Origin of the sequence: Microcystis sp. BLCC-F209 (genome assembly GCF_041928595.1) — a bacterium.
Taxonomy (GTDB): Bacteria; Cyanobacteriota; Cyanobacteriia; order Cyanobacteriales; family Microcystaceae; genus Microcystis.
The window spans coordinates 1-11,254 of the sequence record NZ_JBHFLL010000157.1 but is presented as its reverse complement, the minus strand read 5'-3'; the positions used below and the strand labels follow the sequence as shown (position 1 = coordinate 11,254).

Here is an 11,254-nt window from a genome sequence, read left to right as displayed (position 1 = left end):
ATCGAGAATTTGAAAATAAAGAAGAACTGGAAAAAGTAGTCAATCAGCTTTTAAATGAAGGGGGATTGATTATTAAATGGAGTAGAAAACTTAAAAATAAGGGTAATGCTGTCAATGTAACTTAAATGCGTAAAAGCTTATCACACCATTTTAGCACCATCGCCGGAACTTTTCCGCGTATCATAACTAAAAGCGTATTAGCCAGAGCATATCCCTAACAACAAGCTGAAATAAAATAGACTTTTCGGGAAGTCTAGGACTAATTGCTTCAGTCCACCCCACAATTACCTAATTTTCGGGGAAAAAGTGCCAAAATTTTGCCCTCGATCGCTCTTATGTCTGGCACTTTTTGAGGGCAAAAAAATCTAAAAATCTTAGCCAACAAGGTTTTTAGATTTATTCAGCAAGCCCTAGATAGGGAAAAAAGACAATCTGTAATCTTTGATCCAGAAGAAATTGTTATTGCCGCTACAAGTAATCTTGAGGTGCGGTAACAATGCCTAAAATAGAGACAAAAAAGTTATTAGTGGAAGGTGCGGAGGAATTGAGAGTTATTCCCCAGTTAATGGCAGCAAATGGAGTTACTTGGAATAGAGGGGAAGAGCCATTGAATATCATAAATTGTGATGGTGTTGAAAATTTACTAAAACCTAAATACATCTCTACACAACTAAAAACTCCTAACGGACTAACTCATTTAGGAATTATTATAGATGCAGACGAAGAACCTGATAATCGTTGGAAAAGTTTATATAATACCTGTTCACCAAATATACCTAACTTACCTCAAAATTTACCAGCAGCGGGATTAATTATAACTCTAGAATCGGCGATAAAATTCGGTGTGTGGATGATGCCTGACAATCAATCTAGAGGAATGTTAGAGACTTTTTTAGCCTATTTAGTTCCCGATAATAATCTTTGGCAATATACACAAAACAAGGTGATAGAAGCAAAACAACAAGGGGCAACCTATAGGGATTATCATCGAGATAAGGCTAATATTCATACCTATTTAGCTTGGCAAGATCCGCCGGGGAAACAACTTCACGATGCAGTCAAACAAAAAATACTTAATCGCTCCCATCCCCAATCGGCAATTTTTTTGAGATGGTTACAGGAGTTATACGAGATTTGAACCCACTATAGAGCCAGATGGCAATGACAGCCCCATAATATTTCTCTGTCTTGCATAATTAATTTTTCATGGTTCAAAAACAGCAAAAATAAGGATTAAATGAGATAAAATTTGTAAATAGACCATTTAATTGATTGTTATTCATTCTTAATTCTCCTGACTACTGACTACTGGCTACTGACTCCTAACCCCAACAACAATTTTTGATTTTTACAAGAGGTCTAATCTCTAAAAGTGCATTGTTAAAGTATGATAGTTAAAGAGTATCGGTACAGACCCCTATGAACCCCCTCATCGCTCGTCTGAATTTTGTTTCTCCTAGTCCCGATGATGTCCGCAAGGCCAGGGATAAAGGACAAAGTTTAAGTGCCGCTAATCTCGAAGGGATCGATTTAAGTCAAATGGACTTGAAAAACGCCGATTTTACGGGGGCAATCCTCTTGGGGGCCGATTTAGCTGGGGCTAATCTCACCGGGGCGAATTTAGAGGCTGCGGATCTACGCCGGGCCAATCTGCGCGGTAGCGATCTCCGGGGGGCCAATTTACGAGACACTTTACTATATCGCGCCATCCTCTGTGGAGCTAATTTGCAGGGTGCTGACTTAACTGGTGCGAAAATTTCCCTCTCTGTCTACGACGGGACAACCAGCTGGCCAGAAGGCTATGATTATAAAAATTCGGGAGCAATCGGGCCAAAAGCCAATTTAACCGGTGCTTATCTCAATAATGCTAATCTTAGATTTGCCGACCTCAGTGGTGCTAATCTCCGGGGAGCTTATTTAAGCGGGGCCGACCTAACCGGAGCAAATCTGGCAGCTGCGGCCTTAAGCGGAGCTAACTTGCAAAGAGCGTCCTTAACCGGGGCCTTTTTGCGGGACGCTCGTTTAGTTGGGGTCGAGTTACAGTTTGCGGATCTGCGAGGTGCGGACTTAACCGGTGCAATTCTAGAACAGATCCAGAATTTAGAAGGAGCCGATTTCAGTCAGGTGGAAGGATTGAGCGATTTAGAACGCTCTTATCTCTGTGGTCGTTCCTCCCGGGAGTTAGGAACTTGGAACCCCTACACCCGCTCCAATACTGGCCAGAGTTTAGGTTGTTTACCGCGTTAGAGTTGGCCTCTTTGACCGACCACCGACTCCCCAATCGGCTCTGAAATCGGCAAGTCCAAAAATAATTAAGCCCCATGTAGAATGGGGGTTACTGGACAATTTAGCGGCTTTTCTCCTCAAGACTTAAATTAATCGTGCCGCGGGGGTTTATTGGTCGCAGAACCCGCCGGAGCGACCTTGGAGGTGGGGGGGATACCTTTGAGGGAAATGAGCGTATTCATCACCGTTTTTGCCACGGGAGCGGCAACAGTGGAACCAAAAGTATTCGCCCCCTTGGGTTCATCCACCACCACCAAAACCACATAACGGGGCGATTCGATCGGTAAAATTGCGACAAAACTGGTAATTTTGGCGTTAGGTAGATAACCCCCCGTCGGACTAGCTTTTTGTGCTGTTCCCGTTTTGCCTCCGATGCGATAACCGGGGATTTGGGCTGCTTCCCCTGTCCCCTTGCTGACGACGGTTTCCATCATTTCCACCACTTGCCTGGCCACGGTGGGAGAAAAGACTTTTTTGCTGGGATAATCGGGCTGCCAGTGCAAACGGCCGCGGTCGTCGGCTAATCCTTTGATCACATGGGGAGTCACCAGGGTGCCACCATTGGCCAGCGCACCGTGCAATTGTACTAATTTTAAGGGCGTTAGGGATAAACCTTGACCAAAGGAAGCGGTGGCCGATTCAATGGCATTATCCAGAAATTCTCGTTCGGGTTTGAGATATCCTGCCACTTCTCCGGGTAAATCTACGCCAACCCTTTGATTTATTTCCAATCCTAATAAACTTTTATAGAAATCAACTCGCCCCATTTTTTGGGCAATTTGCACCATGGCCACGTTACTAGAGGTTTGCAGAACTCGGGCCATATCTAGCGCCCCATAACCCTGTTTAGAGGCATTTTTAATCGTCCAGGGACCGACGGTAATTGCCCCCGGATCATTGACTACCGTATTAGCTTTAATGGACCCCGCTTCCATGGCCAAGGCGACAATAATTGGTTTAAAAGTTGACCCCGGTTCGTACTGATCGGCTACGGTCCAATTTTTAAATAGGGCTACATTGGCTTTATAGTATTCATTGGGGTTAAAAGTTGGCTCACAAACTAGGGCTAAAAGAGAACCATCAAGGGAGTCCATGACGATGACAGCCCCTCGTTTGGCATTAAATTTTTTTAGCTGTTCTCGTAGGGCGGTGCGAGCGGCTCTTTGTAGTTTTAAATCGAGGGTTACTTCTAACTGTAATTCATCAAACTGAAAGACACCATCAGGAACAAAAGCTGGTAAAATTCGCCCGTCTCCCATGCGTCTTGTATTGACAGAAAAAGGATCTCTTTCTAATAACTGACTGGAACCTCTCTCTAATCCTGCCTGGCCACGATGTTCTTTATCTACATAGCCAATCACGTCGGCAGCCACATCGTCTTGGGGATAATAACGAGCGTATTTTTCCTCTAATTCTACACCGTCAAGAGATAATTGTTTTAAGCCCCTAGCCACGGATTCGGTTAATTGATTGGCTAAACGAATTCCTGTTTCTTTTTCTTTAAATCTTTGAATTAGTTGATTCGTGGGAATATTTAATAAAGGGGCTAATTTATCAGCCACTTCTGCCGGCGGAATAGCAAACAGTTTTGGGTGTACATAAAGAGTATAAATTAAGCGATCGGTCGCCAAAACATTACCATTACTATCGACGATCGCCCGTCGGGGAATATAGGGTCTAATACTGGTAGTTTGCTGTTGTCTGGCTCTTTTTTGCAATCCCTGTGCTTGGACTATTTGTAATTGGTACAGTCGCCAAGCTAACCCGACAATACCCATGACTAAAATCAACCACACCGCCACCAATCGCCCGTTACCCAAAGGCAAATTTTTTAACTGTTTTTGCCGTTTTTTGGCGTTTAAATAGGACTTTCTGTCCCGGATCCTGCTGGAGGGTGATCGAGTTTCTTTGCTTCTAAATCGCGGTCTTTTTGTGTCAGTCATGAGCAGTATCTTTCAGTGATCAGTGAGCAGTAAGCAGTAACCAGTGAGCAGTGATCAGTAACCAGTAATCAGTGAAAAGACAGTAGGAAACTCCTATTTAATACTGCACACTTAAAAACTCACATCTGATAACTGTTAACTTACCCACTGATAACTGATAACTGATAACTGTTAATAGGCACTTCTGGGCCGAGAAATGACGGTAGATTGGGATTGAGAAGCGGGGGACGGTTTCAGATTCGGGGCAGATTTACGCTGTAAAAAGATAGTTTGGAAGGGTTGGGGATGAGTTAATCCCGTTTCGGGTTTTTCTGCTTGTTGAGCTAGTTGATGTTTAAGGGTTTCATTGGTGGCCAAAAGATGGCGCTCGTGACGTTGCAGTGTTTCCAGTTTACCAAATTCTTTGTCCCAAACCTTGGGAATATATACCGTCCAAGCATATATTCCCAGAGTCGAACCCAACAGACAAAAAGTAATCACGGCCACTATTCTTTCTAGGAGGCAAAGGGAACGTAATTGACGCGAGGCTAATTGTTTTTGTGTCGGGGCCACGGGAACTCTCACCACCGATTTAGTTGTCGGTTTGACCGTTGGGGTCGCCTGATTTACTGGTGACTGGGGACGGTGTTGACTGCCTTGGCTTTTTTGGCGAGAAACGGGAACGGGAATATAGGACTTATGGGCAGCAGACATGATTTTCTCTCAATATTTCTAGCTAGTTGTCGTTGTCAAAAATTAAGTTTCTAAAATTAGGAGTCGGTCATCAGGAGTCAGTAGGAAATATTTAATTGATCACTGTTGCCTTTTTTCCTTTTTACCTTAAAATCACTGTTCTAGCTCTAGACGTAAACGATATAAAATAGTTTGCGGATGAACTTGAGCGAGAATTTGATTAATCACCGTACTCGGTCCGGATGCCCCCCAACTACAACCGCGTTCTAGATAGATTTTAGCGGCTTTCCCGATTATATAGGTTCCATAAGCAGCAATTGCACCCTGTAGGAGAGCGGTGCTACCGTAGAGGGTTAAAGAGGTGGGATTTTCAAAAATACTCGTCGCTGCCGCTGCCGTTTTGCCCAAACCGATAATCACACTGCCGAGGATTTCCCCCACCAGCAACCCCCCACTACTCAAAAGTAGCGTCCGCCAGAGTTGACCAGCTTGGTGACTGGTAATTGGCAAGCCGTACAAACGAGCTAAAGCCCGAACTAGAGTCAAATCGACGATTGAAGCCCCTAGTAGGTCTAAAATAGCGATCGGATTGGCCGCAATCGCTAAAGCCTTATATTTCGCGTATTGCCAGATAATTTCCTCCGCTTGACTGTCCCGGAGTTCCAGGGTTTTTCTAGCGATATTTTCCTCCGCTTCTTGCCCTTGCACTAAAGCATTGAGGGCTAACAGCGATCGCCCTTCCCGATTTAAAATCGTTAAGAGTTTATCTTGCAGCTCCTCAATTTGGGGGGGAGGGGTTTCCCACTCAGTCACCACGCGCCCATCGGGGTATTCCACCCGGACGGGAATCGGTTGCGGTTCGGCGGCTACCATAACTATCTCATCGCTAGTTAACAAATCTTCTAACGTTTTTTCGTCCCGATTGGTTCCTAATCTCTGTAACTGCTGAAAAATCTGACGGCGATCAGCCTCCGGATAGAGATCAATCTTATTAAACACCAAAATAATCGGTTTTTTAGCCTGGCGCAATTCTCCTAAGGCCTCGTATTCGGTGCGGGTAATATCCCCCGCAACGATAAATAAAATCAAATCGGCACTTTTAGCGACTTCTCTGGCCATATTCGCCCGTGCTTCCCCTTCAATCTCATCCAATCCGGGGGTATCGATTAATTCTATCTGAATTTTACCCGTGGCTGGTATCCAACGTACCGATCGCGGCCAGCGTGTCACCCCGTGCAGGGGTCCAGTTGTCAGGACTTTTTGACCGACTAAAGCATTTACCACCGAGGATTTACCGCGACTGACTAACCCGAAGGCTGCCACCCGAATCACCGTTTCATCCAGTTTATCCAAGGCCGATTTTAAGGACTGCAAATCCTCTTTAACGGCGGCCTGAAGTTGGGGATCGGGGGGATAATTCCAATGGCGGCGAAAACTGGCATACCAAGTTAAGGCCTGTTGTAAACTAGCTTTAGCCTGATTGTAATGAGTTTCCTGGAGGGATGGGGTCTTGGTCACGGTTGATTTTTTAACTGTTTATTGATGCTGCTGCCTTTATTGTAGAGTTTCGGGGCGGTAACTGAGATGAGGTTATCTGGGGTTAGGGGAAGTGGGGAAGTGGGGGGGTGGGGTAGTGGGGAAGTGGGGGAATTCAACTAAAACCCTAACACCTAATATCCTACTCCGCCAATCCCAATTGACCCAATAGCTGAAGGATAGTTTTTCCGGTTACGGGATCTCGCCAATCGGGGGCAATTTCTGCCAGGGGAAGCAGCACGAAGGCCCGTTCTCGGCAGCGGGGATGGGGTATCTGTAATTCGGGTGTTTCTAAGATCAGGTCATCATAAAATATTAAGTCTAAATCGAGGGTACGCGGTCCCCATCTTTCCCGTCGGACTCTCCCGAATAACCGCTCGATTTCTAATAACTTATGCAGTAAATCTAGGGGCGATAAATCCACTTGCACAATGGCGCCACCGTTGAGATAATCTGGCTGAGGCGGCCCGACGGCCGCGGTTTGATACCATTGGGAATGAGCTTCTAGTTTAATTCCTTTGACTCGCTCTAATTCCCCTAAAGCTTGCCCTAAAATTGTCGCCGAATCCCCTAAATTACTACCAAGAGCGATCGCTGCCCGCTTCATCCACATCCTTCCTCAACAATAATCTCGGCTAATTCCCCCGTCGCTCCCAAAGATTTACCTAAAAACATATTGACATTTGGATGCTTTTGTGATAGTTCAAAAACTTGGGCTTCGATCGCGGCGGTAATTCCACCAGTAAAGAGGAAATAGGGCAGTATAGCGATTTTTTGGCTACCTTTAGCAATTAAACTCTCGATTTGTTGGCATAAACTCGGTTCTATCGACCAATAAGCTGTAATTGCTCCAGAAAACGCCGCTAGATTTTCCACTTCCCGATTACCGCCGGGGCGACGACTACCGTGGGACAGTAAAATGCGATCTTGGGGGCTTAAATCGGCAAATTGTCGGGATAACAGCGATTGTATGCCCTGATAACTGCCTAAATGGGGCTTTAACTCTAGCTTAATCGGCGATCGCACTTTAGCCACGGCCGCAGGAATATCTTCTTTAACGTGAACCCCGGACAGGAGAAACAGGGGGATAATCTGCAATCGGTTACATCCTTGGCTTTGTGCTTGTTGGGCAAAAGCTTCTATTTGTTGATGGAGCGGTGTTATCGCTAATTCTAGGGCGGCAGTCCCTACTAATACACGATTATCTGCTTCTAGAACCGCTATAGATGGGCTAAACTCCGATTTACTTGCCAATCTTTCGGTGGGTTGACTGATTTTTTCCCGAACTAAGGCTGCTAATTGCGTCACCGCCATGGCTGGACGCGGATCGCGACTACCGTGGAAAACCAATAAGTAGGCTGAGGAGGTCTTCAAAGAAATCTTGCCAAAATAGTTTAGTTTTTAGCCTAATACATTTTCTCTCCCTTTAGGCATCAATGCCCCTGATATTCTCAATTTAGCTGGTAAGGGGGAAAACGTCCCCATTGGTGGGAAGTGCTACCATTTTACGGGATGTAAAGTGTGAGCAAATCAGCCCGCCGGCTTGAGTTAGCCTAGATATTGAGGTATAACCTAATTAATCGCCCAACTTAGTCAACGAGGCAGTTAACGTGAAAGTGGAAACAGACAGTAAACAATTACCCTCCTACGAACAACCACCCTTGATAGAAGTGGTAAAATTACCTACAGCTTTATCATCAGAATCCTGCTCAATAGACTCAGCAGAAGATAATGATGATGAACTGGATTGTAGAGGAGTTTTTGTAGTTTCTCATCAACCGAAAATCTTATTTTCTGAAGAAGTGAATATTAAATCTCAGGAAACACCCACTTGGAAACCTTGTGTTGTAATTGATAATTATCGACTCGAAGATGATAACTAATGACCTTTGGTATGAGGCGGTAGATGCAAATGTTGAGTTGACCCAAGGGGATATTATTCTTAATTGTCCTGTGGTTCGTTGGGCTTCTAAACCTGTTGAGGTAAGCAATAAAACAGAAATTGAAACACTTCGATCCTTAGTGGAAGTAGCTGAGATTGATGTGGTTGTCATTACTCAAGGCTGCGACTTAGAAAACAAGAAAGTCAACAATGTCATCCTTTGCCCTCACTTTGCTCTCAGCCAATATCAAGAAAATTGGGAACAGGCCATGAACAATATGAAACAAAATCCTACGGCCAAGGCGTGGGGGAGATATTGTGATGATATTAAAAATGGTTATATATGGAATCTTTCTATGCTCAACGAAGGAGAAATCGGCGACCTAAAATTAACTCATCGAATAGTTGATTTTCATGATGTGTACACTTTACCGAGAACTTTTTTGGAATCCTTCTTGCAAAATAAACAGGAACCTCGACTTCGTTTACGTCCTCCCTATCGTGAACATTTATCTCAAGCTTTCGCTAGATTTTTTATGCGAGTTGGTTTACCTACAGGAGTAAAAAAAGTCTGGTAATAGATAAATCACCTTAACTTTTACCAATAACTACCTATAGGGAAAAATTGGTTTTTTGACGATTCGATAAATCCTATGGTTTCCTATCCACAGTTCTAGCTTTGTAGGCGATTTGGTTCACTTGATAACGAATTATTGCGATCGCTTGCCATTAACTAATTTTCAGCGATAATCTAAAGTCAGAGTCCATCGGGAGATAAGATCATGAACCTTCGTCTAGTTCTATTTTCAGGCCTAGTCACCGCTTTAGTCGGAGCAGGTATCGGTTATGGCATTAGCCGCATTGAACGCAATCCCAGCCAAGTCAACTATAAAAATCCCTATAACTATCAAATCATCTATAGACGTTATTTTGCCGGTGCTGGGGCAGCCTTGGGCTTCTGTGTGGGTGCGGGTTTGCAAATGGTCAAAGAACTCAAAGAAGAAAGAGATAGAGAAATGGGCATCCTAGATGATGGCTCAGAATTCTAGTCTTTTGGGGCTAATTCCTCAAGAATGATGAATTGAACGTGATTAATCGCTAAATCGCCGATGGGAACTTGGGTTTTTAACACCGGTTGTCCTTCACTGAGCATTCGTTCAAAGGGGATATCTTTGGCAATTTCCGTATGATACCAAGCTAAACCCATAAAGAAACGATTGGGATAGGGACCGCCTTCAAAAATATCATCGGGATTGGACTCCATGGGAACCCAACCGATAGAGGGCAGATAAAATTCCATCCAGACGTGATTGTAATCCGGTTCGAGGGGTAAATTACGTTCGAGGGGATGGGGTGGGCATTTATAGCGTCCTACCGTGCGACAGGCAATACCATTGAGACGACACAAAGCCAATAATAAACCCACATATTCCCCACAGGAACCGACTCCGCGCCGCAGGGCAATATCGGGGGTGTCGATGTGGGGTTTGATGCCGTAGGAAAGCTGATCATAGACGTAGTTACGAATACTATAAACTTTTCGGAGGAGATTGGTTTCCCGACCAGTCGCTTCTTCGGCAGCATTGAGGATAATTTCTGTATTCATGGCCAGGTCATCATTATCGATCAAATAGCGATCGGGAAAATCGGCGGGTAAGTCGGGTAAATCTTCGCAATCTTTGGGAGTAATTTGGTATTTAATTCCCCACACTTCTAATAGTACTTTCCAACCAAAAATATGACGTTGTTTGGCGGTTATTTGCTCGAACTTAAATACTGCCACCCGCTGCCCGTCCTCAATTTCTTCAATAAAAGGCAATCCCACCGCTTCGACGCTGCGAATTTTTTGCCGCGGTGTTTCTAAGGGTAAAGCGATGCGCCATTCCACATTTTTGAGTTCGACATTATAGAGAGGTTCCAATTCCTCGACGTAGGATAATTCAATCAGATAACCGTTAGAAAGGGTGTATTTTTTAGCGGGATCGTAGTGAAAATATAGAGGATGGACAAAAGTCCGCGGACGATAACTAAGTTCGTAAACCTGTTCGGAATTGGGATTATCGCGGATATAGGGTTCCTGAAAAGCATAGGCCACATATAGAATATCCTTGCCACTGTTAGCATCGCGATAAAATGCTAATCCCGTCGGCGACTCAAAAGGAGTTATCATGCTAAAAAGCTGTTCTCCCGTGGCGCGATCGAGACAGTAAACCGTTTGTTCTAGGGTATCCGTTAGCCAAAGTTCTTCCCCGCGAATGGTGATATTTTCGATGCCGATACCAGGCGCGTACAAACGAGTAATTTCCTGTCCCGATTGGCGATCAAATATAAAGATTTGTCCAGAACGTTGACAAGTGACATAAATTGTGTTACCAGTTACGGCGACTCCGTTAGCGGTGTAGGGAAGACGGGTAAAAAATTTCGGGGTAAAATCTTCGAGAGTGCAGCAGTAGAGATTTTCGCGAGTGGTAAACCAGAGGTGATTTTGATCATCGATTGCCAATCCCGTCGTCCCGACGAATTCTTGCCAGCGATGGGAATTAAGTACGGTTGTATGACCAGTATCGAGGGCAATTTGGTATAAATAGCCGTTTTTTGCGTCGATAGCGATTAATTTGTTATCTTGAAATACAATTCCGTGCAGGGCCGTGGCGCTAATCGGGCGAATCGTTTGACGATGGGAGGGAAGACTGGCAGGATCGAAAATCATAGGAGGAAGCGAAAAGGGAGAGCGTTTTTGAGTCAATAAAACAGCAATTCTTCCCACGATAGCAAATTTTATCGCCCTTGAATGGGCTCTCCCAGCTTTGGTGGGTAAAATGTATTCTAAGATACATTTCTCAAGAGCGAGGGGGTGGAACGAACCACAAAGACACAAAGGACACAAAGATCGACCGATCCTATGTCAATTAAACTTATCACACAGAACCTAGAA

11 protein-coding genes and 1 pseudogene are annotated in these 11,254 nt (G+C 44.5%); 6 read left to right on the top strand and 6 right to left on the bottom strand.

Features of this window, described 5'->3' with window-relative positions; all coding sequences use genetic code 11:
• The 3 genes and pseudogenes from ACE1AQ_RS09635 to ACE1AQ_RS09625 form a co-directional block, all read left to right on the top strand.
• A pseudogene (locus tag ACE1AQ_RS09635) lies at positions 1–125 on the top strand (IS630 family transposase); the annotation flags it as partial.
• Positions 126–496: 371 nt separating this feature from the next.
• On the top strand, positions 497–1,138 hold the full coding sequence (locus ACE1AQ_RS09630; protein ID WP_110545970.1) for a DUF3226 domain-containing protein: 642 nt from the start codon (positions 497–499) through the stop codon (positions 1,136–1,138).
• Positions 1,139–1,419: 281 nt separating this feature from the next.
• Entirely contained in the window at positions 1,420–2,247 is an 828-nt protein-coding gene (locus ACE1AQ_RS09625; RefSeq protein WP_008197088.1) for a pentapeptide repeat-containing protein, read from the top strand.
• Positions 2,248–2,375: 128 nt separating this feature from the next.
• On the opposite strand, the gene ACE1AQ_RS09620 is transcribed toward ACE1AQ_RS09625, so the two are convergent.
• From ACE1AQ_RS09620 to ACE1AQ_RS09600, 5 genes are all read right to left on the bottom strand, one after another.
• Positions 2,376–4,229, bottom strand: coding sequence for a penicillin-binding protein 2 (locus tag ACE1AQ_RS09620; protein ID WP_110545969.1), 1,854 nt, complete (start codon positions 4,227–4,229; stop codon positions 2,376–2,378).
• 171 nt (positions 4,230–4,400) lie between these two features.
• Positions 4,401–4,922 (bottom strand): hypothetical protein, encoded by a 522-nt coding sequence (locus tag ACE1AQ_RS09615; RefSeq protein WP_008197093.1) that lies wholly within the window; start codon positions 4,920–4,922, stop codon positions 4,401–4,403.
• A 132-nt stretch (positions 4,923–5,054) separates the two neighbouring features.
• On the bottom strand, positions 5,055–6,419 hold the full coding sequence (locus ACE1AQ_RS09610) for a GTP-binding protein (protein WP_008197096.1): 1,365 nt from the start codon (positions 6,417–6,419) through the stop codon (positions 5,055–5,057).
• A 160-nt stretch (positions 6,420–6,579) separates the two neighbouring features.
• Positions 6,580–7,044 carry a 2-amino-4-hydroxy-6-hydroxymethyldihydropteridine diphosphokinase gene (folK, locus tag ACE1AQ_RS09605; RefSeq protein ID WP_008197098.1) on the bottom strand — a complete coding sequence of 155 codons (465 nt, stop codon included), beginning with the start codon at positions 7,042–7,044 and terminating at the stop codon, positions 6,580–6,582.
• Complete coding sequence (locus ACE1AQ_RS09600) at positions 7,041–7,751, bottom strand: sirohydrochlorin chelatase (protein ID WP_110545971.1); 711 nt, start codon at positions 7,749–7,751, stop codon at positions 7,041–7,043. Before ACE1AQ_RS09600 ends, folK begins: the two co-directional genes overlap by 4 nt.
• A 296-nt stretch (positions 7,752–8,047) precedes the next feature.
• On the opposite strand from ACE1AQ_RS09600, the gene ACE1AQ_RS09595 reads away from it, so the two are divergent.
• From ACE1AQ_RS09595 to ACE1AQ_RS09585, 3 genes are all read left to right on the top strand, one after another.
• Complete coding sequence (locus ACE1AQ_RS09595; protein ID WP_008197103.1) at positions 8,048–8,320, top strand: hypothetical protein; 273 nt, start codon at positions 8,048–8,050, stop codon at positions 8,318–8,320.
• Entirely contained in the window at positions 8,310–8,897 is a 588-nt protein-coding gene (locus ACE1AQ_RS09590) for a hypothetical protein (RefSeq protein ID WP_008197107.1), read from the top strand. The genes ACE1AQ_RS09595 and ACE1AQ_RS09590 overlap by 11 nt, the downstream gene beginning before the upstream one ends.
• 204 nt (positions 8,898–9,101) lie before the next feature.
• Positions 9,102–9,368, top strand: coding sequence for a hypothetical protein (locus ACE1AQ_RS09585; RefSeq protein ID WP_008197109.1), 267 nt, complete (start codon positions 9,102–9,104; stop codon positions 9,366–9,368).
• On the opposite strand, the gene ACE1AQ_RS09580 is transcribed toward ACE1AQ_RS09585, so the two are convergent.
• Entirely contained in the window at positions 9,365–11,029 is a 1,665-nt protein-coding gene (locus ACE1AQ_RS09580; protein ID WP_039899484.1) for a transglutaminase domain-containing protein, read from the bottom strand. The genes ACE1AQ_RS09585 and ACE1AQ_RS09580 overlap by 4 nt on opposite strands.
• Positions 11,030–11,254 lie beyond the last annotated feature (225 nt).